Source organism: Variovorax paradoxus B4 (assembly GCF_000463015.1).
Taxonomy (GTDB): Bacteria; Pseudomonadota; Gammaproteobacteria; order Burkholderiales; family Burkholderiaceae_C; genus Variovorax; species Variovorax paradoxus_E.
Window position 1 is genome coordinate 4,708,479 of record NC_022247.1, and the last position, 24,298, is coordinate 4,732,776.

21 protein-coding genes are annotated in these 24,298 nt (G+C 64.1%); 2 read left to right on the forward strand and 19 right to left on the reverse strand.

Annotated elements, in window-relative coordinates:
• Positions 1-2: 2 nt before the first annotated feature.
• From VAPA_RS21975 to VAPA_RS33620, 19 genes are all read right to left on the reverse strand, one after another.
• The gene (locus VAPA_RS21975; RefSeq protein WP_021008967.1) at positions 3-1,187 is read right to left on the reverse strand and encodes a hypothetical protein; all 1,185 of its coding nucleotides are present in this window, start codon (positions 1,185-1,187) and stop codon (positions 3-5) included.
• A gap of 24 nt (positions 1,188-1,211) precedes the next feature.
• Entirely contained in the window at positions 1,212-4,796 is a 3,585-nt protein-coding gene (locus tag VAPA_RS21980) for a hypothetical protein (RefSeq protein ID WP_021008968.1), read from the reverse strand.
• A gap of 2 nt (positions 4,797-4,798) precedes the next feature.
• Positions 4,799-5,194: a hypothetical protein gene (locus tag VAPA_RS21985; RefSeq protein WP_021008969.1), complete on the reverse strand. Its 396-nt coding sequence runs from the start codon at positions 5,192-5,194 to the stop codon at positions 4,799-4,801.
• A 2-nt stretch (positions 5,195-5,196) separates the two neighbouring features.
• Positions 5,197-7,917, reverse strand: coding sequence for a phage tail tape measure protein (locus tag VAPA_RS21990; RefSeq protein ID WP_021008970.1), 2,721 nt, complete (start codon positions 7,915-7,917; stop codon positions 5,197-5,199).
• A gap of 114 nt (positions 7,918-8,031) precedes the next feature.
• Positions 8,032-8,820, reverse strand: a complete 789-nt coding sequence (locus VAPA_RS21995) for a phage tail tube protein (RefSeq protein WP_021008971.1) — start codon at positions 8,818-8,820, stop codon at positions 8,032-8,034.
• A 20-nt stretch (positions 8,821-8,840) separates the two neighbouring features.
• The gene (locus VAPA_RS22000; protein ID WP_021008972.1) at positions 8,841-9,251 is read right to left on the reverse strand and encodes a hypothetical protein; all 411 of its coding nucleotides are present in this window, start codon (positions 9,249-9,251) and stop codon (positions 8,841-8,843) included.
• Between the two features lie 2 nt (positions 9,252-9,253).
• A complete protein-coding gene (locus VAPA_RS22005; protein WP_021008973.1) occupies positions 9,254-9,550 on the reverse strand; it encodes a head-tail joining protein in 297 nt (98 codons plus the stop codon).
• Between the two features lie 13 nt (positions 9,551-9,563).
• Positions 9,564-10,577: a major capsid protein gene (locus VAPA_RS22010; protein ID WP_021008974.1), complete on the reverse strand. Its 1,014-nt coding sequence runs from the start codon at positions 10,575-10,577 to the stop codon at positions 9,564-9,566.
• A 38-nt stretch (positions 10,578-10,615) separates the two neighbouring features.
• Positions 10,616-10,993 carry a head decoration protein gene (locus VAPA_RS22015; protein WP_021008975.1) on the reverse strand — a complete coding sequence of 126 codons (378 nt, stop codon included), beginning with the start codon at positions 10,991-10,993 and terminating at the stop codon, positions 10,616-10,618.
• Positions 10,994-11,028: 35 nt separating this feature from the next.
• Positions 11,029-12,381, reverse strand: coding sequence for a S49 family peptidase (locus VAPA_RS22020; RefSeq protein ID WP_021008976.1), 1,353 nt, complete (start codon positions 12,379-12,381; stop codon positions 11,029-11,031).
• Complete coding sequence (locus VAPA_RS33605) at positions 12,378-14,006, reverse strand: phage portal protein (protein ID WP_021008977.1); 1,629 nt, start codon at positions 14,004-14,006, stop codon at positions 12,378-12,380. Before VAPA_RS33605 ends, VAPA_RS22020 begins: the two co-directional genes overlap by 4 nt.
• A gap of 1 nt (position 14,007) precedes the next feature.
• Positions 14,008-14,235: a hypothetical protein gene (locus VAPA_RS22030; RefSeq protein ID WP_021008978.1), complete on the reverse strand. Its 228-nt coding sequence runs from the start codon at positions 14,233-14,235 to the stop codon at positions 14,008-14,010.
• 124 nt (positions 14,236-14,359) lie between these two features.
• Complete coding sequence (locus VAPA_RS33990; RefSeq protein ID WP_021008979.1) at positions 14,360-17,929, reverse strand: SIR2 family NAD-dependent protein deacylase; 3,570 nt, start codon at positions 17,927-17,929, stop codon at positions 14,360-14,362.
• 125 nt (positions 17,930-18,054) lie between these two features.
• Positions 18,055-18,384: a Mor transcription activator family protein gene (locus tag VAPA_RS33610; protein ID WP_021008980.1), complete on the reverse strand. Its 330-nt coding sequence runs from the start codon at positions 18,382-18,384 to the stop codon at positions 18,055-18,057.
• Between the two features lie 2 nt (positions 18,385-18,386).
• Positions 18,387-20,447, reverse strand: coding sequence for a phage terminase large subunit family protein (locus tag VAPA_RS22040; protein WP_021008981.1), 2,061 nt, complete (start codon positions 20,445-20,447; stop codon positions 18,387-18,389).
• Positions 20,444-21,016, reverse strand: coding sequence for a hypothetical protein (locus tag VAPA_RS22045; protein ID WP_021008982.1), 573 nt, complete (start codon positions 21,014-21,016; stop codon positions 20,444-20,446). Before VAPA_RS22045 ends, VAPA_RS22040 begins: the two co-directional genes overlap by 4 nt.
• 130 nt (positions 21,017-21,146) lie before the next feature.
• Complete coding sequence (locus VAPA_RS22050; RefSeq protein WP_021008983.1) at positions 21,147-21,932, reverse strand: hypothetical protein; 786 nt, start codon at positions 21,930-21,932, stop codon at positions 21,147-21,149.
• The gene (locus VAPA_RS33615; RefSeq protein ID WP_021008984.1) at positions 21,923-22,846 is read right to left on the reverse strand and encodes a helix-turn-helix domain-containing protein; all 924 of its coding nucleotides are present in this window, start codon (positions 22,844-22,846) and stop codon (positions 21,923-21,925) included. Before VAPA_RS33615 ends, VAPA_RS22050 begins: the two co-directional genes overlap by 10 nt.
• A gap of 40 nt (positions 22,847-22,886) precedes the next feature.
• A complete protein-coding gene (locus VAPA_RS33620) occupies positions 22,887-23,417 on the reverse strand; it encodes a phage regulatory CII family protein (RefSeq protein WP_021008985.1) in 531 nt (176 codons plus the stop codon).
• Here VAPA_RS33620 and VAPA_RS34545 point away from each other — a divergent pair.
• Together VAPA_RS34545 and VAPA_RS22065 are read left to right on the forward strand one after the other, a co-directional pair.
• Positions 23,416-23,700 carry a hypothetical protein gene (locus VAPA_RS34545; protein ID WP_021008986.1) on the forward strand — a complete coding sequence of 95 codons (285 nt, stop codon included), beginning with the start codon at positions 23,416-23,418 and terminating at the stop codon, positions 23,698-23,700. The genes VAPA_RS33620 and VAPA_RS34545 overlap by 2 nt on opposite strands.
• A 96-nt stretch (positions 23,701-23,796) precedes the next feature.
• On the forward strand, positions 23,797-24,009 hold the full coding sequence (locus VAPA_RS22065; RefSeq protein WP_021008987.1) for a hypothetical protein: 213 nt from the start codon (positions 23,797-23,799) through the stop codon (positions 24,007-24,009).
• The last annotated feature ends 289 nt before the right edge of the window (positions 24,010-24,298 follow it).

Below are 24,298 nucleotides of genomic sequence, written 5' to 3' on the forward strand. Positions count from 1 at the left end.
GGTCAGTCTCTCCAGCCGCCGGTGATGTCGAAGAAGATGACCCCGTACGAGCTGCCCCCAGGCGGTCCGACGCGAACGGCAAGCAGCCGGCGCCCCGCCAACGCACCGGAACCGTCCACGATGTCGCCCGGCAGGAATGCGGGCCCGGCGCCGGTCTGCTGTGTATGCAACAGCCCCGGATAGGCGCCCCGCCAGGTGCTGTTCACCGTTTGGTAAGACAACAGCTTGTGTGTCATGAGCGCGTTGTCGGCCTGGTTCGGGTAGTTGCCCAACCCGTAGTTGCTCGCTCCGCTGTATTGGTCGCTGCCAAAACCTGCCGCGCCAATCGCATAGTTGTACTGACTGCCCCCGACGCCGGTTGAAGCCCGCGCCACACCGCCGGCAATGACGCCGCGACTGGTGGCCCCCACGCAGCCGTTGACGAGGCTCGCGATGAGATGCGGATTCGTGCCGTTGAAGGCATTCAGCACGCAGGCAAAAGCATCCCCGCTCTTGTAGGCATTCAGGTCACCAAAGTAGAAGCACTGGCTGTTCAGCGGATAGGTGTTTCCCGGTGCGATGCAAAGATAAAAGCCTCGTGCATCGCCAAAGGCCCACCAGTTGCGGGCCGCCGCCGTCGCGACCTCCGATTTGCCCCAGTTCTGGGCCCCGACCAGCGCCGTAGACGGGAACTGCTTGATGCCCGTGTTCACGTCCGTCATCTGCTCGTAACCACGCACCTGCGCGTAGTTCGCCAGCGTGTCATCGACCCGCAAGGTGAACCCGCTGGCCTGTGGTGCGCTCGGCTTGTACGTCGCGACGTTGACGCCGGCGAAGGTCTTCAGAAAGCCGAGGGGCGCCATCTTGAAGGTGGTCGCCCCCGAGGCCGCGCCGTCCGGTGCCGCGGTGGCGAACCGCACCACGCCGGCCTCGACCGCCGTCACCTTCTGCTCGCCATTGAGCGCCGCGACGCTGCTGCCGGCCACGAGGATCACCGTGTCCACCTTCGCGCTGTGCGAGCCGGTGAAGGCCAGCGTCGCGACGCCGCCCGAAACCACGAGGCTGGTCGCGCTCTTGAGGTCAAACCCATTGACCGCAAACGCGTCGATGGCGGCGATGACGGACCCCGCGACCCCGTTGATGACGGGCACCGCCGCGCCCATGAAGCTGCCAAAGTGCTTGACGCTGGTATCGACTACAGAAGCCATTTCAATTCCTCTCGTTCTCTTGAATCAGGGGCGGTCCACGCCGATGCGCACCAGCAGCTCGAAGGAGTCGTCGTTCACGGCCTCGGCGCCCATCTGGACGGTGCGGATGACCACGAAGGGGAACGTGGCCGCCACGGTGTTGAAGCGGATGACGGAGCCCGCAGGCCAGCCGCCCGAGCCGAAGCCGGCCGCGGGGATGCGCATGTACGGCACGCCCGAGGGGCCGACCGGCTCGCAGTCGGCTGTCAGGCTCTGGCCCGTCACGATCTGGCCGACGTGCTCGCCGATCAGGTTGTAGGCCGTGCCGCTGCCGTTGATCTGGATACGCCATCGCTCGGTCACGGCGCCCTTGTTCGTGACGGTGATCGGGTAATCGATGTCGTTGAAGGTCGGATCGGCCGCGTTGCCGATGAGGCTGTCCGACCATTGGCCGGTCCAACTCTGCTGGTCGAACAAGAGCGACACACGGGCCTTCACATCGCCCATGCGCACCGCGCTGCTCACGTAGGTGTCGCCGGCGGTGTAGTCGTGCGACAGGCGGCTCGCGAACGACAGGCGCCCATCGATCGACACATCGGTGAGCGTGAGCATGTCTTCGATGGTGTGCTCGTAGACGACGGGCTGCGCGAAGGCCGAGGCGTCCGTGACGGTGAGCTCGCCGGCGTCGAGATTGCGCGTGTACCCCGTCTCGATGGCGAGGCCATCGGCCCCGATGAGGCGTGTGCGCGAGAGCCGTTCGCGGCCGGCGCTGAGCGTCTGGCCGTTCGACACCACGGCCGCCGGCAGGCGCTTGGTGTTGCCGATGACCACGAGGCCGCCCTTCCAGAAGATCGGCACGCGGCAATCCGCCGGAAAGCGCACCGGATCGAGGCCGAGTAGCGTCGCGTCCACAGGCAGCGAGGTGGTCGCGACCGCGTTGTAGCGGACGGTGCTGGCGAACACCGGAACCGGCTTCCAGATCTTGCCGTCGCTGCCGACCGCATCGGCGTGAAACCACGGCTCCGACTCATTGCCGGCCGCGGTCACCCAGTCGCCGAAGCGCACCTTCACGACGCCGGTCGAGGCGTCCACGGTGCCGCGCACATTCGCCCCACTGATGAAGCCCGTCATGTCGGCCGTGACGTTGATCGTGCCGCCGTTGAGCTTGGTCGCCAGCAATTGCAGTGTGCCCGGGCTGATCGGCGCCACGGGCGTGCGGAACACCACGTACTCCACCGGCTGGCCGCTGAGCGCCGTCAGCAGGCTGTTCACCGTGACGGTGCTCGACGCCGAAGCCGGCCACACGTCGAGGCTCGCGGTGTTGGTGGCGTAGTCGTAGCTGCCCGCCTGCGTGGCCGCGCCAGTGGCCGGATCGAGGTCGGTGTACAGCGCGCCGGCCCGGTCGAAGTAGGTCTTGCCGCCCACCGTGAAATTCACGCTGCCCGGCACGCCGACTTCGCTCGCGTTCGGCAGGAGCTGGATGGAGAGCTTCGGCTGATTGAAGGTCTGGCTCTTCGCGGTGCCGGCGCCGGCGACCCGAAAATCGGCCGTTACGAGCGCCGAGGCGTCGGCCGGCAGCGTGGCATTGAGCGGCACATAGGTGTAGCCCGTCAGCGTGTTGCGGAAGGCGCCAGGCAGCGCCGGCGAGAGCACCGTGCCGAGGATGCCCAGCTGATTGACGGCCCACTGCGGCACCGGCACGGTCACGACCGCTTCCGGGTAGAGCTTGGCGACGCCGGTCGCGTAGGTGATCGTGCCGAACTCGACGCCCAGGCCATCGACCAGCTTGCCGGCGCCGTCGTCGGTGATGGTCTTCGTCGATGCGAAGTTCTGCGGCACCCACATGTCGGCCGGCACGCCGCCGGTGGACATCAGCACGAGGTTCCAGCTCAGCGCCAGCGAGCGCGGCGCAATGTTGGTCTTGCCGAGGTTCAAGGTGATGGCGCCATCGACATCCCGCGCCGGCGCCGGGAAGGCCTTGGTTTCGGGCGATCCATGGCTGTAGGCCACGGTGAAGGCGACCGACGACGCCGGCAGCGTGTTGGGGCGCAGGTCGATGGTGCTGGTCGCGTAGCTGACCGGGCCGGTGGCGTCGCCCGTGAGCACGCCGCTGCCGTTGTCGCTCGCGTGGCGGTCCGCGCCGTCGTTCCAGTCCACCGCAATGGTGCTCGCTTGCGCCGCCTGGTTGTCGAGCGCGAGGCGGATCAACACGGCCGAGGGCAGCACGCCGCTGCGGTCGCGGTAGTTGGCCTTGGCGCCCCAGAAGTACAGCACCTCGCTGCCCACGTCGGGCAGCACGCCGAGTGTGGGCGCGACGGTGCCGGTGGTGTAGTCCACGGTGCCCGAGCCAATGCTCGAATCGGCGCCGCGCAGCCGGCCGGCGCCGTCGTCGGCCAGCTCGTACCAGTTCGCGCCCGCGCGGTAGGCCACGCGCAAGGTGCCAGGCGCGGGCGGCGGCAGGATGGTCAGCGGGTAATTGACGCGCCGATTCTCCGCGTTGACGGCGATGGAGGCCGAATCCGCCAGCTCAATCGGCGCCGCGGCCGGCCCGAAGGTGATGGCCTTCGTGCCGCCGATCTGCGGCGCGTCGCTCGCAAAGGTCAGCGTGCCGCCGACATAGGAGGCCGTCCCAATGGTGAGCGCGCCGAGCTTGAGCCGGCCGCCGTCATCGGTGATCGTGCCGGCGCTGGTCGCAATCGACAGCGTGCCGGCATAGAACGGATTGCCGAGCGTGAGCGTGGCGTTCGGCCCGAAGAGCGCGCCGGTGTTCAAGGTGACGACGCCGGCGCCCGAACGCACGAGCGCGATGGAAGAGCCGGCCGCCGAGGTGTCGGTGATCGAGATCTCGGTGGTCGAGGTCGGCGCGATCTGGGTGTCGATGCGGTCCACCTTCACCGACAGGTCGCCGGTGCTGGCGTTCACCACCAGCCGCGAGACGCCGTAGAAGCGCGCCGCGTCGGCCACGAGCATGCGATTGATTGCCGCAGCCGTCTGGGTGCGCTCGAAGAGGCGGTTGGCCGGCGTGCCGGCGTAGTCGTGTTTGAGGCCGTTCTGCAGCTCGCAGACGCACACCTGCGCCTCGTAGTCGACAAAACCACCGCTGGTGGAATAGCTGTAGGTGCGGGACTCCACCTTGACTTCGGTGAGGCGCACGGCCTCGGTGTTGCCGCCGCCGCTCAGCTGCAAGGTGCTGTTCACGGTCGGCGGCGTGGCGCCCGGCCGCTGGAAGATCAACATCGAGCGCTGGCCCTGCACATGGTTCGCGAGCAGGTAGCCGGTGAATTCCTCGCCGGGCGTCGTGTAGGCCTCCAGCCGGTTCTGGATCGCGGCGCGGCGGTCGAAGAAGTCGTTCGTGACGAACAGGGCCGCCGACACGTTCGGGTCGAGCGGCGGCCGGGCGATGATGACGGTGCCGCCCAGCGCCGTATCGGTGTTGAGCGTCTGGACGGTCGCGGCCACCTTCATGATGGACACGTCGCCTTGCGCGCGGTCCACTTCGCTGATGTCCTTGAAGATGGCGTTGCTCTTGCCATCGGGGATGACGGTCGAGGTCGGCGCGCCGCCGCCCTCGGGCACGTCGTCCATGACTTGGGTCGCCACGAGCTTGATGTCGGATTCGAAGATGGGCATGGTCAGACGGTGATGAGTCGCACGGTGGCGATGTAGGGGTAGTCCTCGACGGGCAGCTCGGGGCGCGCGAGCGGTTTGCCCTCGACGGGCAGGCCGGGTGCGAACTGCACGTTGAACGTGCGGCCATCGGCCAGCACGAGCGCATGGGTGCCGATGGCGTTGGCCTCGGCCAGGGCCTGCAGTGCCGACAGGGCGCCGCGCTGAATCCACCCGGCATCGACCTCGCCCTGCAAGGTGATTGGCCGGCCCGCCAGGCGCACGCCGGCATCGATCAAGGCCGCGCCCGTGAGCGAATACTCGAGACTCTTCTCGACGCGGCTCCAGCCGAACTCATCGGACCAGACCATGCCGCGCGGGATCTGCAGGCCGGCCAGCGTGTGAAACTTCGAAGTGGCCATGTCTATCGGCTCGGGCGGTTGGACGACGTGCCGGCCGCGGCGCCGAGCTGCGCGAGCAAGTCCTCGATGGCGTCCGCACCGGCGGCATTGGTTTGGACCGTCCCGTAGTCGCGGCCGTTGAGGTTGAGATGCAGGTTCACAGTGCGGTTGGATTCGGGGACCGGGATCGCGGTCGGCGTGTTGCCCTTGCCGAAGAAGGTTTCCTTCTCGGCCGCCTTGAGCAGCGCTTGACTCAGCGTGCCGCCGTCCGCGTACTTCTTCTGGCCCGGGTTGTTGAAGAACGGGATGTCGCCCTTGGAATCGGCGAACTCCATCGCGATGGCGCGCGCCCTCTTCTCGTCGCTGACGCCGGCGGCTTTGAGGAACGCGGCAATGCCGGTCAAGGTGCCCAGGTCGCTGCCGGCGTTGACGGTTTTTCCGTCCTTGTCGGTCGAGAAACCTTTCGCATCGCGACCGAGGCGCTTGTTCTCCAGCGCGTTCTCGCGCTCTTTGAGGGCGTTGGCTTTCTCGCGCGTCTCGATGTCGCGCTCGCGTGCGTTCGTGACCTCGCGCAGCGCACCGGCCAGGCCATGGGCCGCCTGCATGGCGTCGGTTTGCGCGTCGCGCAGCTTCAGCGTGGAGCGGCCCGCGCTGTCGAGCACGACCTCGAAGCCGCGCATCGCAGCTTGCGCTTCCACCCAGCCGGGGGCCACGCCATTGCCGGCAGCGATGGCCGCCTCGGCGGCACGCTTCCATGCCTCGCCCAGGCCGATGGCCGTCGCTTGCCCGCTGTCGCGAATCAGCTCGAAGTCGCGCAAGGCGGTCTTGGCCGCAATCTCAAGCTGCTCTTTGGTTTCCACGCCGGCGCGCTGGAAGGCCGCGGCAATCTCCGCCGCCGCTTCCGTCTGGGCCTTTTTGTTGACGCCTGCCGCGTCGGCCGCGGCCAGGTTCGCTTTCTTCAGCTCGCCGAGCTTCTGCGCCGCAAGCTCCAGATTGCCGGTGGCAATGGCCTGGTCGTATTCGCCGCGCAGCCGCGCGACCGAGGCCCGGGCTTCCTCTGCATTTGCCCGCTGCTCTTCGGCCGCGCTGGCGGCCTTCTGGCCTGCTTCCTGCGCGCTGTCGCCGGCGGCTTTCATCTCGGCGGCCATGTCCGCGAAGGCCGCCGCGCCGCTGGTGGCGGCGGCCGTGGTCGTTTCGGCGCTGCCGGTCAGGCCCGCCCATCCGGCGCGCGCTTGCTCGGCGCCCTCGGTCGCGCGGTCGAAAGCTTGGCCGGCCTTCTCGCCAAACGCATCGGCCACCGCGCCGGTGGCCTCGGCCGAGAGGCGCACCTCTTCGGCCGCGGCCTTGAAGGCGGCCGAGAGGCCGCCGAAGGTGATCTTCGCCAGGCCGGCAATGATGGTGGCGATGCCGGCCTGCACGGCGCTGACCACCATGGCCATGCCCTCGGCCTGCTTGTAGATGGCCGCCAGCACCACGTTGGCGCCGGCCACCATCACGCCCCACACCGTTTGCACGATGTTGCCGGTGGTCTGCGCCTTCTGGCCGAAGCTGTCGAGCAGCGCCCCGGCGCGGTCGGCAATCGCCTGCGCCTTCGCCACGAGGGCAGGCACATCGACGCTCGCCACAAAGGCCTGCACCCATTTGATGCCGTTCTGGAACGCCAGCGCAAGCGCGGCGCCGAACTTAGCTACCGTGCCATCGGCGACTGCGGCACGCAGTGCGCCGGACAGTTGTTCGACGCCTTGCTTCAGCACCGGGAGGATGGGCGTGGTGAGCGCGTTGAGCGTCGAGTCCCATGCGGTGCGCAGGGCATTCAGCGCGCCATTGAGGTTCGACTGCATGATGGCGGCCGTCTCGGCCGCGCTGCCCTTGGCGTTCTCCAGCTTCTTGGTCAGCGCATCGAGCGAAACCACGCCCTGATTCAGCAGCGCGCGCAATGCCGGGCCGGCTTCCTGCCCCACCGCCGCAATGGCGCGCTGCCCCGCGGGGCCGGCCGCGGCCAGCTCGTGCAGCGCCTTCTCGAAATTGGTCGACGTGATGCCGGCGGCGGCCAGTTCCGTGCGGAACTTGCTGGCCGGGTCGGAGAACTGCGCAAAGATGCTGTTCAGCGCCGTGCCGGCGCGGCTTGCGTCGATGCCCGCATCGGCGAACTTGCCCACGATGGCGACCGTGGATTCGAGGCTCAGGCCGAGTGTGTTGGCGAGCGGCGCCGCATAGCTCAGCGCTTGCGCCAAACCCGCCACGCTGGTGTTGGTGGCGTTCGCACCGAGCGCGAGCACGTCGGCCACGCGGCCCGCATCCGCAAAGGACAGGCCCAGGCCATTGACGATCTTTGTCAGGTACTCGGCCGAGGTCGCCAGCTCGACATCGCCGGCGCGTGCGAGCTGCATCGCCGAGGGCAATGTGGCAATGGCGTCGCGCACACTGAGGCCGGCCTTCGCCAGGTTCTCCAGCGCGCCGGCGGCTTCCAGCTCGGTGAACCCATAGCGGGCATCGGCGGCGGCTTCTTGCGCCGCCTTGCGCAGCGCGCGCATCTCGGCGGCAGTCGCACCGGTGGCGGCCTGCACGCGGCTCAGCGCCTGCTCGAAGTCGGCGCCGCCCTTCACCCACCCGGCGAATGCCTGAATGCCGAAGTAGCCGAGCACGACGGCCGCAAACGCGGCAAGGCGCGCCTGCAGCTTGTCGAAGACCTTGGACGCATCGTCCTTGGCATTGATGAGGATCTGAATCGGCTTGAAGGCCAAGTGAAAACCTTTGGGAGAGTGTTGAGATGAGGGCCTGTGCGGCGACGTGTGGCGCCTCCAGCGAAGCGCCAGGCGTCGCCGCCGCTCGGCGAGAGCGGCAGCGAGGCGAAGTGGTTAGATCTCGATGGGGCGGCCGTCCTCGAAGATCGCCACGCCGTTGGGCGGCGTCAGAACCTCGATGTCGAACTCCATCTGCACATAGGCGTCGTCGCTGGTGATGAGCGACATGTCGCCGGTGGGCGCCAGCGTCACGAGCGGGCAATAGGTGTCGATCTGCTCGCCTTCGGCCACGTTGGAAAGCACACGAAGCGCGCCGCGCAGCTCGGCCTTGTCGCCGGACTTGATGCGCAGCCAGGTGGTGGCGGGCTTCGCGTACGCGACCTTGATCTTTCCGGCCGGGATGCCGCCGCTTGCGAGGATCTGCAGGCGCCCGAGGGCGGCATCGACGGTGTAGTCGACGCCCAGCTCGTAAGGCTCACCGCCGGCATCGGGCGTCACGACCACGTCCGACACCTTGCGCGCGCCGGCCGGGTTCGCGTCGGTGCGGCCAAGCTGGTAGAACCGGCCAGGCGTGACGGTGATCTCTTCGGCGGCAACCGCGCCGGTCGCTTGCGTGACCGTGGACTTCTCGCCCGAGATGAACATGGCGCGGTTGTCCGCGCTCATGTTGTCGCAGGTGATCTTGCCGGTGCGGTCGATGCGCACGACGCGATTCGCGTCCTTGACGCCCGGGCCGGCCTCGGCGCTGTAGTGCGGCGCCTTCTCCGTCGCGATGTTGAGCGTGACGGTGGGGCAGTTGCCGAGGTGGCGCTCGCCCGTGAGCTGGTCGGCCGCATCGAGCACGTCGAAGAAGACGCGACCGCGCGGGATGATGTACTGACTCTTTTCGTAGATGTTTGCCATGGTGGCTCCGTAGATTGGTTTCACGCTTGGCCGTGGTAGCGGCCGGTGGTGGAGAAGAGAAGCTCGATGCCGACGAAGCCTTCGAGCGGGTACTGCGGCGGCGCGAAGCGCACCAGCGACAGCGCGCCCCAGCGCCGGCCGCCGGCGGACCCCGGCTCCCAGTTGTGAAGCGAGGCGATGACTTCGGCGAAGGCCGCGTCGAGCAGAAGCGCCGCGTCCGCGCCCTGCTTGGCGCTGAGCAGCACCTGCCATCCAGGCTGCAGCGCCACCGCGCCGGCCTTCACGTCCGACACGGCGCCGGCGGCGAACATGACGGAGGCCAGCGCATGGCCGGGGCGCTCGCCCTTGTCGGACGTGTAGCCCTTGACGGTCCACGCAGCGTCCAGGGTCTCGCGCAGCCGGCTGACGATGACGGGTTCGAGGGCAAGCACGTTCAGAGGCTCCCGAGCGTCAGGCGGACGAAGCCGGCGCCATCAGGGTCCGTGCGCATGACCTCGTAGGCAACCCCGCGAACGACGATGGAGTCACCACGCACCACGGCGCCCAGATCGGCCATCGCACCCGAGCACTCCGGCGCGCGCGCGTCGACCTGACCGTCGAAGAGATGCGAGGCCGGATCGTCGAAGATGACGGGCACGTCGCGCCCCGCCACCGTCGCGATGGCATTGGCCAGATGGCCGAGCACGCCGGCGTCCACCATGCGTTCGATCTGGGCAAAGGGAGCTTCCATCGCCACGCCTCGCTCAGCGCACCTTGGCCGAGAACGACGCGTTGACGCGGTACGGCACCGGCAGCGGCGCCGACTGCAGCAGCAGGATGCGCACGGCGGGGTCTTTCTCGACCCAAGACTTCGAGAAGTACGGCACGGCCTGAAAGCCGGCCTCTTCGTCGCGGATCGCGCCATAGGCCCGGGCGCCTTCGAGGTCCGGGCTGGTGATGAGCACCGTGTAGTCAGGCAGGTAGGGCACCAACGTTTCGGTCGCCGGGTCTTCGTACCAGCCTGCGTACACCCAGATGTCGAAGTCGCCGATGTTGCCCATATAGCGACCGCCCTCGCCCACCACCGTGGCGTTGAGCTTGTCGTTGCCGCGGAAGCGGTCGAGCAGCTTCTGCACCGAAGGCGCCGCGCTGAAGAGCTGCCAGGCCTTCACGTCCATCACGAGCGTGTTGGCCGCAGCGCCGGAGTGCTGCGTGACCAGCATCGACCACTCGTTGACATCTTCGAGCGGATCGACGCCGGCCTCTCCCCAGCGCGCACCCGCCGCCAGCGCCTTCGTCAGGTCGGCATGGCGGCCGAAGTCCACGACCACGGCCGGATACTCTTCGCCCACCACCGTGACCTTGCCAGTGCGCAGTGCCTCCACCGCCATGACTTCTTGTCGGCGCGCGAGCATCTCAAGCTGGTCCTGCAGATCGCCCGCCAGCAAGGCTTGCTGACGCTGCGCCGGCGACAGTTCGCCCCCGATGCGCTCGCCGATGGCGCGCTTGAAGGGGCGCGAGCTGTCGAAGACGCGCTTGTCCTTCACATAGGCGGGCTTGAAGGTGCCGGTCTTGAAGCCCTTCGACTGCACGACCTTGCCGGCCACGATGGGCGCGACGAACGGGGCCAGGCGGCGGCGGCCGTTAGCGACATCGAAATGGATGTCCTCGCTTGTCTCGGTCTGCAGATCGCGGAAGAACGAGTTGAGGATGAAGGGCGCGGGGGCCGGAAGCTCGGCGATGACGCGCGCGAGCACGCCGGTGGAAAAGATGTCCATGAAAGTTTCTCCTGTGGGATGTGTGGGGTGAAGCCGCCTCAGGCCATGTCGGGCAGCAAGGTGATGCCCTTCGTTCGCAGGCCTTCGGTGATGCCATCGAGCGTGTGGCCGGCGCCGATCACGAGCGCGCTCGCGTTGAAGTCGCCCCGGGCGTAGCCCAGCGCTTCACGGTCGCCGCCCGTGGCATCGACCGTTTCGGCCAGGATGAGATCCGGTGCTTCGCTGCCATCGGCGGCGGCGGCTTCGCTCACGGTGTGCTTCTTCGAAGCGGTGATGACGCCCAGCACGGTGCCGGCCGCGTAGGTGCGACCGGCCAGCAGCGTGACCTTGCGGCCCACGAGCAGGTGCGCATTGCCTGCCACGAGCACCTTGGAAGACGAGACGCCTTCGCTCTTGAATTCGGCGCGATAGTCCATGTCGAGAACTCCTGTGTTCCTGTGTGTGGGGGGAATCAGCGCGAGCCGCGGAAGCTCGACACGATCTGGCTGGCGAGCGCGGCCTCGTCGGCGGCTGCGCCCGTGGCGGCCTCGACGCCGGACACGTCGGGATTGCCCAGCGTGGCCATCGCGGTGGCGAAGGCGTTCGCGGAGCTGGCGGGCGCGGCGGCAGGCGCCGCGCCGAGGACGGCGCCGGCCTGCTCGACCGTCAGGCCGCTGGTGACGCACTGGATGGCGAGCTGCGTGCGGCCGGCGGCGGCTTCGTGCGCGAAGATGCCGCTCACGCGGGTGCGCTCGGTCTTGGCGCCTTCGTCGCGACCCTCGGCGCGCGCGGCATCGACGTGGGCTTGCGTGAACGCGCCCGGGGCGGCCGGCGGGGTGCCGGCGGTGGCTGCTGCGGCTTGATGACCGCCCGCCTCGTTGGTGGTGGTGCCAGACATTGAAACTCCTTTGTCGTTGGCGTTGGATCGGGCGGTCGGCCCGACAGGAAAGGACCGGCTGCGCTGGGCAGCCAGCTCGGAAATGAGTTGGTCGGTGGTGGCGATGCGGTCGGCCAGGCCGGAGGCCACGGCGGCGACGCCCGAATAGCTGGCGGCCTGTGTCTTGCGCACGGCGACGGCATCCATGCCGCGATGGCGCGCCACCGCATCGACGAACATCGTGTAGAGGCCATCGATCTCGGCCTGCCATGCGCTGCGCACATCCTCGGGCAGCGGCTCGTAAGGGTTGCCGTCCACCTTGTGCGCACCCGCAAAGATGTGCGTCACGGTGATGCCGTCCTGGTCGAGCGCGCGCGAGAAATCGACGTGGCGCGACACGACGCCGACGGAGCCGGCATAGCCGGTGGCTGTCACGGCCACTTCATCGGCTGCGCTTGCGCCAAGGTAGGCCGCCGACAGCGCCATACCATCGGCAATGGCCTGCATAGGCTTGCGTCCGCGCAGATCGAAGACGCGCTGTGCGTATTCAAAGGCGCCCTGCGCCTCACCGCCCGGGCTGTCGTAGACCTGCAGCACCGCATGCACGTCGGGATGGCCCATCGCATCTTCGAGGTCGGCGGCCAGGTCGTTGTAGCCCACCAGAAAGGTGCTCTCGGCCATGTCGAGCCGGCTGCGGTGCAGGAGCGCGCCGCTGATGTTGAGCACGGCGACGCCCTCGACCACGCGGTAGCCGCGGTCGCTCGCTTCACCGCGCCGCGTCGAGAACAGCTCCGGCGCCAGCATGCGGGAGCCATCTGCGGCAGCTACGGCCAACGGCACCGCACCGAGCAGTCGGTCGCTCAAGCCGGCGATGATCGCGTCGAGCTTCTGGGGATGGATCAACAGCGGCGTGTTAAAGATGCGCGCGGCGATGTGGGGGTACTTCATGCGGTGGTTTCCTCGGTCTGGCCGTTGCCGCTGGTCTTGCCGGCTCCCTCGTCTTCGTCCGTGCGGCTCGCCTGCCCGCTCGCGGCCAGAGCGACGGCAATCGGCTGCGCGGTGTTCAGGCCACGCTCAGCGGCCATGCGCATTTCGATGGCGCGCTGGTCCATGACTTCTTCGAAGTCGTCGCCCTGCTCGGCGCATTCCTTTTCCAGCGTCGAGATCCCGGTTTCGATGCGCAGCGCGGCGGCCTGCGCTTCCTTCACTGGGTCGACCCAGCCCCGGCCACCAAAGATGAACCGCGCACGCACATAGGCGTAGCGGTTCTCGTAGAAGCCCGGCGCCTCGATCTCGCCCGCGTTGATCGCCTCTTCGAGCCACAGCTCATAGATGGCGCGCAGCCAGTAGTCCGAGAGCCAGCGGCGCCGGCCATGGAAATAGCGCCAGGCTTCGAGCAGCGCGGCGCGCGCGCTGCTGTAGTTGGACTTGCTGAAGTCCTTCAGCAGCAGCTCATAGGGCAGGTTCATGCCCGCCGCGATGTGCCGCAGCGAGGCGAGCATGAAAGCCTCGAAGGCCTGATTGGGGCGCCCGGGCGTGAAGCTCGACAGGCGCGCACCGGCGGGCAGCGGGATGACCGCGGCGCCCTTGAGCTGGCGGATGTTGCGGGTCTGCGCGACCGAGGCATTCCACGCCTCGCGCGGGTTCTCGCCGAACAGCTCAGCGGCGGAGGCCGGGTCCAGATCGGATTCGAGGAAAGCCGCGACCAGCGAGTTGGCGAGGCTGGCCTGCAGTTCGTTGGCTGCGTACTTGCCGGCCATGTGGAACTCGCGCATGACGGCCGACACCACAGGCTTGCCGCGCGACTGGCCGGTGCGCTCCTTGTCGTGCAGATGGATGACGCGGCGACGGCCCCATGGAGTGAACGCGGGGATGCGATCCCATTCCATGAGCTGCGCGTCGCGCGTCATGCCGTAGAAGCCGAACGCGAAGGCATCGCCCGGGTGGCGCTTGAGGACGTGGTACGCGACCGGCGCGCCCCACTTGTCGAACTCGATGCCCTTGCGGATGTCTTCGCGGTGCTCCAGGCCGACCGGCGTCATGAGCCGGTCGGACTCGACCATCATCAGGCGCGTGTTCCAGCGCGAGCCGGGCCGCGGCAGCCAGAGCGGCAGGCCCAGTGCGTCGCCATTGAGCATGGCGCCGCCCAGCGCCTGAAGGGTCAGGCCGAGCAGGTTCTGCGTGCGCGAGGCGTCGCACTCGACCGTCTCGGCCCATGACCGGAACTTGGCTTCGGTGATGTTGCCCCACTCGCGGCTCTTCTCGCGCGTCCAGCCGAGCAGGCGGTAATCCGGCGTGGCGCTCAGGCGCAGCACCGCGCCCACGATGTTGTCGCGCAGGGTCTGCATGCCGCCGGCCATCAGGCCGTTGTTGCGGCCGAGGTCGCGGGACCGCGCGGTCAGCGTGTCGAGGTCCGGCAGCAGATCCGCATCGGCACTGCCGCTGACCGGGTTCCAGTCGCGCATCGCCAGGTCGTTGCCGGATGCGGCGTCGTGGGCGGCCATCGCCGCGCCAGGGCGCGCCGAGGCGCTCGCGCTTGCAGCCGGATGGAATCGACGTGTGCGGCGAGCCATCTCAGACGATGTAGATGGGGCCACGCGAGCCACCGCCCGAGCGGCGGTCAAGCTCTTCGCTCACGGCGGCGATTTCCTTGCGGATCTCGGCGACGTTCTGCTGGTACTGGACGGATCGCCCGTTATGGGCGGCGGAGCTGGGAGCGGTCAGCCGATCCTGCAGCGACGCCATGAGGCGCGTGCGGGTGGCTTGAAGTTCAGCAACTGAGAGGTGGCGGTAAATGCCCATGCATGCGATGACAACAGTTCATCGCGGACATTTCCGCTGGACAAAATCACAAAATTGCGTCCCCAAGCGAATGAACTGCGCCCAGCACGAATTTTCGAAAAAAAAGAGCGACGACCAACTCTACTCATTCAGTCGAAATTTCAGCAAATCTAACTTCAGGAAGCGGATCTGCTTTGGCCTCCTCCATCACCCGCATCAATTCTTCGGCGCAGTGATCGTTCACAGCGATCAATTCACGGGCAAGCTTGACACAAGCCGCGCGCAATAGGGAAACGCTGACAGCATCGCGACTTACCGGAGCAGTAAGATTGTAATTTGCCCCGTCAAATATCACGGGAACTGCATCGGTCAACACTTCGAGTTGCGAAGAGTTAAGCCAATTATTTTTAACCATCTGATTTGCGGTCCAAAGCAGAACTGGCAGGCCGGGCGAACGCATTGTCTCCACCAGATAAACCAGCCTCGATATTAATTCATCGACCACTTCATCTGCGCGCAGTTCTCTCCATTTAAGAAGCGCATAAGAAGAACAAGCAACCTTAAGAGAGTCCTGGTCGCCCAATCCTCCTTTTATTATTTTCTTCACGGCAGCGGAATTCTCGCTGTGCAGAGGAGCAAAAAAAACGAGCGCCGCGTTCGCTCTCGGCGAGTTCGCATCCAAGCAGAATGACAAAAGCCTTTCGAAGTTGGCTTTCGTCAACTCAGTGGATGGCAATGATGGTACGACTGAGCGAGCAAGAACGTCTCCAATTAAAAGTGAGATCCTTCTTTGAGACGCAGCCAACGTATCAAAGTAGTCATTGGCATCATTTTTGGGCCGCCACTCTGTCAAACGCTGGAAGTAATTTATCGCCTGAGCTTCGCTCGGAAACTCATTTCCAATTGCCATATTTGATGCATTAAGAATGGAAGCCAGAACTTCGTGAAGATACAGACTGTCGTCCATCCTTTCGAAGAGATATGTTCGCACCACAGATCTTGTCGCAACAACGTCAGGGGATGGCAGTTCGAGAAGAGCAGATTTAAAAAGCCCTGTTTCAGGAACGAGGCTACCAACGGACTCGCACCCCCAAATCATTCTGGCGCATTTCTCCTTTTCTACTTCAGTAAGGAAATCAGCCGCAATAAGCGGCAAAAGTCTAAGTAGCGCTGAGGCGCTCGCCTTAGAGCAAGGGCCTACTTTTTCGATGATTTCGTCAATGCGACGATCAAGAGTAGGATTCAAACCCCTCTCGCCAGGTTTCTTGATGGCAGGGTCAGGCCATCGCGGAAAATCACCAAGATTAATTTCCGATTGAAGCGGAAAATTCAGCGCTTCTAACAGTATTTCTTTATGCTGATCGGCCCGAATGCTTTGCAATGAGTATTCAATCAAATGCCCCAATGCTTCTACCAGCCAAATATGCCGAAATCGCCCATCTTTCCCTATCTCCATCGCGATACTGAAAGCTTGTTTGGCTTGATCAGATGAGGCACGAACCATCGCACGCGCAAGAACCTCCATGAAAACTCTCAATTTGTTCAGCGCAGTGCCTCTCATAGGACCCGTTGAAGAAACTAGCTTGCTCTTCCAATAGTCGACCGCACGCATGCATCTGGCGAGGAGCTCGTTCGCAACTTCCGGTGAGATTCGAGCCATCTGCACTCTGGAGAAGACATGCTTTATAGAGTCGGCAGAATCACTATCCGCTGCGCGTATTGCGAGCGAAAATCTATGAAGGTCGTCAATACCGTCAAGTTTTACTAACCGTGCAGCTTTATCAACTAAGAAGCTGACCCCGTCTAGGCGCAAGGGTATACCGATAGAGTCGGCGATCCCTTGGAATAGCAAAATAGGGTGAATCTCATTGGAAAAATGTATATTCTTTGAGTTGTCGGTGTACCGTCCAGGCTCAAAAGACGGATTGATTTCGTTCTGGTTTTGCTTTTCAGCAGCTTTGGTAATTCGGTCTTGAATTTGTTCCATGCAATCCCACGGATTGCACTTAGCCTCTTGATAGTTAATTGAAAAAGCATCAAAAGGAGCTTCAGAGCTCCAGCGTTGCGAGCCACGCAAAAGCCAAGTCGCCCACGCCAATCGAGATAAAACGAAAATTGAATTCCGGCTATTCCGATATTGATCAGATAGCTCACGAAATGAGGCCTTTACAAGTTTCTCACCCTCTTCGAATCTGCCACACTCCGCTAGGATTGCTGCCTTTTGCAGCTTTTGGACGGGATCGATCTCCGCGACGCTTTCAACCTTATTTTCCATCGTGGAGAAATCGAGTCTATCTCGCGCTTCGCGTGCCTGATGCAAAGCAATCTCACTTGCGATTTCCGGCCAAAATCGAACATTATCTTCAAGAATTTTTAAAACGTCTTTCGCCAATTTTTGGCTTGATTCGTCATCAAACCAACTAGATCTTTTTAAAAGCAGCAATGCCACTTCCATCTGTTGCCGTTTAGTTAAAGCACAGCCAACTGCCGGATTGCAAATTGAATAGAATTGCTCTGCAAGCCATGAATGAGCCAACTCGAAGGAAACAGTATGCCGCCATGCGATCTCATAGAGCAACTTCGCACGCACATCTTCCGACAGGGCAGAAATTATCTTAAGGCTCGGATAAGGATCACAGATTTGAGTTTGCAATGGAAATCTGATCCCCCCAGGACAGATAACCCAACCCGGGTATGACTCTCTATCAGAAATAAGCATTGACAACTGCCGTTCAAGCAATGTTGCCGCATGTTTTTCGTCTTTATGTGTTTTATCGAGTTCTTCGTTTGAAACTAAAGATCTGTGGATTGAGCGCGGCGCCCAATCCCAAGGCGCCTTGGGTTTTAGCGCGGTCAAAATTTCCAAGAAGACTTCGGTTGACTTTAGGTGCTTGGTATCGAGATCGTCGTATTCCGAAACAATCGCGCCTAAATCTATAGGAGCAATATTTATCGACTCCAAGTATCGACGCCTCGAGGCGGTGAGATTGAGCGGGCCAACTAGGTAAATGCGACGGGCGTGTGCAGACAACTTATCCCGCACCCAGCCGGCCCATTGCAAAAAATTAGGATCATCTCCGGAGAATCCGAGCAGACATAATTCGTTTTCAATAAAAATCTGGCGCGCCAAATTCACAAAGGCAGCATGAGATTCAGGGTATTTTCTGTAATCTTCTTGAGTGAAAATCAATTCCTCAGACAAATTAACCGTGCCATGCAGTTTGATTATTCGCGGAGATCGCGAATTGGCCAGATCTTCCGCCTTTGATACGACGTTATACGCAGGCTCCATTACCTCCCAAGCGCCGCGCTCTAGAAGAGAATCCCAGTTTGTCGTTAAAACATCCGTCCACGGGAGCTTCAATAGATCTTTGTGAAGATCACCAGGAAGCCAAGAGCCGTCATTAATTTCTCGTTTAATTAAATCATGCAACGCAGGTTTACCGAAGTAAGCTTGGTATTCTTCGGCGAGGCGCAACGGGTCTCCAGCGCCGGTGGCATTCAAGTCTTGAGAAAGCGCTTGAGATAGATGAATCCAAAGAGGTAACTTCTTTTTTCCATCCAATGTTACTGCGCCGACTCGACTAAATCCCGCTCCAACCATAATTGCTGCGCCGTGGGAAGAATTGTCTTGACGCCAAAGTCCTGCCGCCAATTTCTTTAGTGCCGCATAATCTGGCAATTGCAATGCTTTTTCGGTTTCGCTGGAGTTCATATCATTTGTAGATATTGGCGGAGGGGTTGGCTTCTCGCATGTCACAAGCTGTTCGCCTGACCATTCTGCTATGGAGTCTCTCTTTTGAGCGAAGCGCGTATCGGAGCAAGTGCCGACTCATCGGGCTACGGGACATCTGCTTTCCCCAAAGGCTGCTTCTGCGCTCCATCTGAGATGATCCGCCTGACATGCCGCGGCGTCATACCGTACTCCTTCGCGAGCGCCATCAAGTTGCTGCCGTTGAATTTACAAACAATCTCTCGATGCGCTTGCTGCCGCTTTCGTGAAGTCCGCCGGGGGAGATAGATGTGTGCGCCTCCCAGCCTGAGGAGGATGCGTTCGATCAGTGACGCTGCAGCGTCTTCTGGTACGGCCACACCAAAACACCGCGCCATCGCGCGAGCTTCCTCCTCAATGATGGCAAGCGGTTCGTCATTTGGGATTGGGGCCGTCATGGTCAGTTCAAGGCAATGGGAGAGAAGATGTCCGCATCCGCTGCGGTGGTCGCCGTAGGCAGGGGAGCCACGAACGGGGCCGAATGCAATGACTTTGCGTCCAGCAGAGGACCGGTCGCGCTGACGCTGGCCGGTGCGCTGGCAGTGGAAAAGAGATCCTGGGGCGGCTGCACCGCGGCTTCGAGTTCGCCCCAGCGCTTGTCCGAATGGTTGTGCAGCCCCAGTCCAAAGGCGGCATGCAGCGCATAGTTGCGGTTGTCGAGCACTTCGTTGCGCGGCCGGCGCTTCACCCAGCGATAGGCCTCCTTGCCGTTCACCTTGGCAAGAATGCGCTGCTCCGCCGTGAGCTGCTCGTACCACTCGCGCGGCAGCTCTTGGCTGAAATGCACGAAGCCCGGCCCGGCCTTCTCGATGGCGAGCTGGCCGAGCAGCAGGTCCTTCGCCGTGTCCACACCGACATTCCACAGCTTGATGCCGTTCGGGATCTTCTTGCCGTTGAAGCGCACTTCCTGCGGGCTGCTTGGGCCGAGGACGTGGATGTTCTCTTCGCCACGTCCTTTGACGGCACGCAGCTTCGGCAAGTGATGCTGGTTCTTTCGAACCCAGTTGTAGACGGCTTGCGTCTGGTCGCTGGAGTCGATGGAGATGGCGCTCAGCCCCATGCTCGCGCCGTGCCAGGCTTGCGTGTAGCGCCGGTTCAGGTACTCGGTCACCGGTAGCCAATCGTCCTCCGAGGCGGGATTGCCGTGGATGACGTGGTGGTCAACGATCCACGACTCGAGTCCGCGCCCCCAGGCCCACACGTCGATTTCCCAACGGTCGCGCTGCACGTCCACGCCGGCCGTGAGTACGAGTCCGCCGACCGGAACGGTGCGCAGCGCGTAGGGCTCGGCGCGCGCCTGCAGTGCATGCTCGTCGGTGCGCTCACCGGAAATCTCCCAGGTCTCGCCAAGCGTCTCGTTGACGAAGAGCTGCATGGGGCCGGTGTCGCCGCTGGCGAGCGGGCCGAGCGCTTCCTCGAATTCCTTGACGATGCTTTCCCAGGTGCGCTGTGGGCTGTTGGCCGCCCAGATGTGGACGCCCAGGGATTTCGGAGGCCGAGTCGGCATGCCGGCGCTGTCGCGCCAGATGCGATCCGGGCCATAGCGCTTGCCGGTCTTGCCGCACACCCACGAGCCGGAAAGCGGCTGATCGCTCGGCAGGTAGTCGTTCTGGCGGATGGACTGGTGGCAATGGGGGCAGACGTGGCGAACGCTCTCGGGCTGGCCCCGCTCCCACTTGAAGCCGTAGAGCTTGTCCTTGCCACCCCACATGAGCGGATGCTCGACGCCGCAATGCGGGCAGTCGATGTGAAAGCGCACGTAGCCTTCGGCGTTGTCGACCGCACGCTCGACATGACAGAGGCCCTTGACGCCCGGCGTCGAGCCGCCGACGAACTTCGGATACGGCGCGCCTTCGAGCCGTCCTTTCGCCAGGCCGCCCGGATCGCCCGACTTCTCGATCAACTGGTCGAACGCGGACCATTCGTCGAGGATGGCAATAGCCACCGTGATGCGGCGATAGGCACGCTTGGCCTTGCCGCCGAGCAGATGGAGAACGCTCTCGCGGAATTTCTTGAGCTTGATGGTGTCTTCGACGCCCCTGCCCTGCTTGCGCGCCGCGCGCACAGCCGGCACACCGTCTACCGGGTCGAGGATCGGATCAATTTCGCTCTTGACGTAGCTGTCGCGGTCGTCGTCGGTGGGCTGCCACAGCGCCTGCTTGCGGCGGCGGTGCGCGATGTTATAGGCGACGAAGGCGGTGATCATCTTCGTGTAGCCCACGCGCTTGGACTTCATCACATCGAGTTCCTCGATGCGGTCGTCGCTCATGAAGTCGAGGATGCCGACCTGAAAGGACCAAGCAACCCAGCCGCCCTTTTGGTGCGAGCTTTCTCCGGCCAGCTTGAAGTGCTCGGCCGCCCAGTCGCTCAGCCGCTGGAAGGCCTCTGCGCGAAGACCGCTCAGGCCGATGCGCACGGCGCCGATGGCGGCGTCGAGTGTTTCACGCGAAACGGGCTTCAAACGGATGCCCCCGTGGTTGCGAGCATCCCTGCGGCTTCGTCGCCGTCCTCGTCCTCTTCATCATCTTCGCCATACGCATCCTCGACGCGCTCGGCCACCAGTTTGGCGGTCGAGCGAATCCATTCGTTGCGCGCCGACGTGACGATCTGCATCACGGTGGCTTTCGCTTCGTCCGGCAGATCGGGACAGGTCCGGCGCAGCGCGCCTTCCAACTGCTCGAAGCGATCAACCACCGCGCTGGATGCGGTGCTGAGCACATCGGCCAGCAGTTCGACCGGGGCGTACTCCCCGCGCGCGGTGGCGTTCTTGATTTCCTGCGCCTCGCGCTGACTGCGCGCAAGCGCGGCGCGTTCCTGCACAAGGTCGAGTCCTCCCATCTCGGCCGACATGCGGCCGGCCGCCACTTCGCGCTGACGCTGGCAGTAGGCCTGCAGCCAGGTGCGCGCCGTCTCGCCGCGCGCGATAACGCCCTCGCCGACAAGCTGGCTGACCTTCGCTTCGCTGACGCCGATCATTTCTGCGAACTCGGCCTGCGTGATCTGCACATTGAGTGCTTCGATGACCTTCACTTAACCCCCTTAGGAAGTGCGCTGAACAGTCCGAGCACGCGGTTCGAATTACCCGTATCCGGTGCTCCCAGGAGGGACCCGCTCCTTTTCCCAGGGGCGCCCCGGCGGATGGACATGGCTTGCCTGTTGTTCATTCGCCCACCAGCTTTCGGACGTGATAGCGGATGCGTCGCTCGACGTAGGGCTCAAGGTCTGCACGCTCGGCCACGCGCTGGCGGCTGATGCGCGACTCGTACATGCCATCACGCACGAACATCAGCACGGGCCGCACGATGAATCCGTCTTGGCCTGTTGCGGCCCAGATGCCGGGCGCAAGGTGCTGTGTCGGGCCACCCCGAAGATGACCATAGGCCACGAAGAAGCGCACGCCCTCGCGGCCTTTGGTGCCCTTGTGCAGACGGGCCTTGCGCTTGTCCGTCATGTTGGCCTTGTAGCCCTGCTCGCCCATGGCCTGGAAGTAGGACAGCAGGCGCACGAGAAAGCCGCCGCGCACATTGCCGCGCCCGTCGTCGCTGCCGGGGAAAGGCGTGTCGGGGATGGCCGTCTGATAGCCGGCAGGCAGGATGCCGATGCGGCGCAGTGCGGCCTCGCTGCGCTTGTCTCTGCGCGCACCGCCGAACTCTTGCGCCTGCAGGATCTTCTGCGGGTCCACGCCCTTGCCGCCGAAGTAGGTCGGCTCGATGTCCACGCTCAGCCGGTCGGGCGTGGCCTTGCGCACATAGACGCTCTTGAGGATGTAGGGCGTCGGCCGGTCGAACTGGTCGCGCATCTCGCGCTGCCACTCGCGCCGCGCGAGGAAGCCGCCATCGCTGAGCCCATTCGCATAGGCTTGCTTGGCCTGCTGCCCCGACAGCTTGGCAAGCTGCGCCTGCATGCTGGCAAGGCCAGCACCACTGAAGCCTATGGTCACGCGCATACCGCCTCCCCTGCCTGCTCGGCCACACGCCGCACCCTTGCGGTGAAGGCGAGATAGGTTTCGCCGCGCCCCACCGAGAAGGCCGCTTCGTCCCATGGCGCCAGGCCCAGTGCACGCGCCTTCGCGTCGATGCCGCTGCGCGTCTCGTGCCATGCCCCGGCCGCAGGGCCAGCGTCAGGCGCACGCGGCACGTCCCGCCATCGCTCGTTGCGGAGCCAGGTGGCGAACTCGGGCACGAACTCCCCGCCGTCCTTTGTCCACCTCTTGCTAAGCCTTTGGGCCTCGATGGCCGAGCGCATCGTCTGCTGCAGCGCGGCGGTTGGCGCCATCCGCCGGTATCGGCGTTCGGCCTTCAGCCGGTTGTCGTGGTTCGGGTAGATCGCAAAAAGTTCATCGAACCCGGTCGCCCCCCCGCCGGGGGGTAGGGGGGATTGGTTCATTGATGGTTCTGAAGATTCGGGTGTCATAGCTGTGACACCCCTCTCGTCTCCGGTGACACCCCTCTCGTCCGTGGTGACACCCCTCTCGGGCTTCGAGACGGGTGTCAGATTGACACCCGTGTGGATAACTTCAGGTGGGGGCGCGTCATCGAGGGGTGTCAAATTGACACCCCTCTCAGGAACCGGCACTTCGCCGCCTTCGATCCACTCGGGACAGATGCGGTATTCGTTGGTCACGCCCGGGCGCCCGGTCGCCGTCTTGACCTGAATCAGCCACCCGGTTGCCACCATCCGGCGGATCTGCCGTTGCACGCTGCTGCGGCTCTGCATGGTCTTGCGGGCCAGCTCATCCACCGAGGGCCAGATGCGCCGGCCGTCATCGCTGGCATGGTCGGCCATCGCGAGCGCGAGCAACCGCTCCATGCCGCCCGATGGATAGCGATCAAAGACCATCGACATCACTTTGATGCTCATGGCGTCGGGCGCCCTCCCCGGCCAAGTCGATCCGCTGCGCTCATGCCTTCGGTTCCTCCCGCATCAGGCCGCGCAGCATCGCCAGCGAATGGCCGACATTGGCGACCAGCTCCGCCGCGTGGTGCTCCGCCTTGCGCATCTGGTTGCGCGACACGCCGTCCTTGCGGCGCGTCAATGCTTCGCCGAGCGCCTGCACGTAGTCGGCGAACGCCATCTGGAGCTGCACAAGGGCATCGAGCGGATCGCCTTCGGAATGCGCCGGCGTGGCCCGGATGCAGACGTGATCCAGCTCCCCGGCCATGGCGTGCAGGATGCGGTAGTCCCGGCTCTGCCACTGCATCTCGATGGCGTCGCGCAGCGTGAGGTGATGGGTCGTGTTCTGCGGGTTGACCTTGTGCGTCAACGTGTTGGGGTTGTGTCCCACGCGCTTGGCAAGGGCAACGATGCCGCCCTGATAGCCGTGCGCAGTGTCATAGGCAGCGACCGCCGCATCGTGGCCACGCAGCTTGTTGGGTACGGGCTCATCGGCGCCATAGCCGTGCGCCGCGTCAATTGAGATATTCGTTCTCATGCAAACCTCAGAGACTCACGCTCTCCACGCAGCAGCAGCGCCAGGCGCTCCCACGCTCGGCGAGCGCATTGATGCAATTGAAAAGTTCCTTGAGCAGCTTGTGGTTCTGCTTGAGGTGGAACCGGATTTGAGCCGCGCGAACATCGCGGCATGGCTGGAAATCGTGGGCGCGAGCGCACGCGCCCACGGACTCCAAACGCCGCGGCAGCAAGCGGCGATGGAGCTGCTGTGCTCGCGCGTGCTGGCGCCTTCGTTCGAGCTGGTGCAATCGTGTTCGCGGTAGCGGATCGTCCTCGCGCGATCAACCGGTCTTCTACGGATAGGCGACCATGGGAACGACTGCGGGGGACGGGCAGAATGACTGTCGGAGGCAGGACTCATGACATCACTTCCCCGCGTCACCCATCCGAAGATCTTCGCTGTCGGAGAGATTCGCATCGGCGTCATCACGTACTTTCCCTTGACGGACGCTCAGGCCGCGAAGATTGCGATGCTCGCGTACCGAGGCCGCAAGTGGACGAAGAAGGACCAGAAGCAGGTGCACTACCAAGTCTGGATTGGAGATCGCGATGCACTAGCGCTGCTTGGATAGCGCGCGCTTCGTCCGCGGTCAACCGGAGCCCCCGGCGCCGCTCTGGCGACCTGATCTCTACGTTGCCGTCCTCGTCGATTGAAACCAATAGCGCGAAAGCGGCTGCACCGCTCGCGGCTCCGCCAGGCCCTCGCCCGGAAGTGCTGGCCAGGGCGTTATCCAAGCGGCCTCCCCAATTCAAGCGATTTGCGCAAGTGGTAGGACGCGTATTCCGGGTCCTCATGGATGCGGTCATGCTCGGCCAGCAAATCACCGTTCAGGTGGAAAATCTGCAGCACATCACGCCGAG

What these genes read in the sequence shown, in the direction of transcription:
- VAPA_RS21975 (WP_021008967.1), bottom strand. Translation starts at nt 1,187, where the DNA reads ATGGCTTCTGTAGTCGATACCAGCGTCAAGCACTTTGGCAGCTTCATG.
- VAPA_RS21980 (WP_021008968.1), bottom strand. Translation starts at nt 4,796, where the DNA reads ATGCCCATCTTCGAATCCGACATCAAGCTCGTGGCGACCCAAGTCATG.
- VAPA_RS21985 (WP_021008969.1), bottom strand. Translation starts at nt 5,194, where the DNA reads ATGGCCACTTCGAAGTTTCACACGCTGGCCGGCCTGCAGATCCCGCGC.
- VAPA_RS21995 (WP_021008971.1), bottom strand. Translation starts at nt 8,820, where the DNA reads ATGGCAAACATCTACGAAAAGAGTCAGTACATCATCCCGCGCGGTCGC.
- VAPA_RS22005 (WP_021008973.1), bottom strand. Translation starts at nt 9,550, where the DNA reads ATGGAAGCTCCCTTTGCCCAGATCGAACGCATGGTGGACGCCGGCGTG.
- VAPA_RS22010 (WP_021008974.1), bottom strand. Translation starts at nt 10,577, where the DNA reads ATGGACATCTTTTCCACCGGCGTGCTCGCGCGCGTCATCGCCGAGCTT.
- VAPA_RS22015 (WP_021008975.1), bottom strand. Translation starts at nt 10,993, where the DNA reads ATGGACTATCGCGCCGAATTCAAGAGCGAAGGCGTCTCGTCTTCCAAG.
- VAPA_RS22020 (WP_021008976.1), bottom strand. Translation starts at nt 12,381, where the DNA reads ATGAAGTACCCCCACATCGCCGCGCGCATCTTTAACACGCCGCTGTTG.
- VAPA_RS33605 (WP_021008977.1), bottom strand. Translation starts at nt 14,006, where the DNA reads ATGGCTCGCCGCACACGTCGATTCCATCCGGCTGCAAGCGCGAGCGCC.
- VAPA_RS22030 (WP_021008978.1), bottom strand. Translation starts at nt 14,235, where the DNA reads ATGGGCATTTACCGCCACCTCTCAGTTGCTGAACTTCAAGCCACCCGC.
- VAPA_RS33990 (WP_021008979.1), bottom strand. Translation starts at nt 17,929, where the DNA reads ATGAACTCCAGCGAAACCGAAAAAGCATTGCAATTGCCAGATTATGCG.
- VAPA_RS33610 (WP_021008980.1), bottom strand. Translation starts at nt 18,384, where the DNA reads ATGACGGCCCCAATCCCAAATGACGAACCGCTTGCCATCATTGAGGAG.
- VAPA_RS22050 (WP_021008983.1), bottom strand. Translation starts at nt 21,932, where the DNA reads ATGCGCGTGACCATAGGCTTCAGTGGTGCTGGCCTTGCCAGCATGCAG.
- VAPA_RS33615 (WP_021008984.1), bottom strand. Translation starts at nt 22,846, where the DNA reads ATGAGCATCAAAGTGATGTCGATGGTCTTTGATCGCTATCCATCGGGC.
- VAPA_RS34545 (WP_021008986.1), top strand. Translation starts at nt 23,416, where the DNA reads ATGCAAACCTCAGAGACTCACGCTCTCCACGCAGCAGCAGCGCCAGGC.
- VAPA_RS33620 (WP_021008985.1), bottom strand. Translation starts at nt 23,417, where the DNA reads ATGAGAACGAATATCTCAATTGACGCGGCGCACGGCTATGGCGCCGAT.
- VAPA_RS22065 (WP_021008987.1), top strand. Translation starts at nt 23,797, where the DNA reads ATGACATCACTTCCCCGCGTCACCCATCCGAAGATCTTCGCTGTCGGA.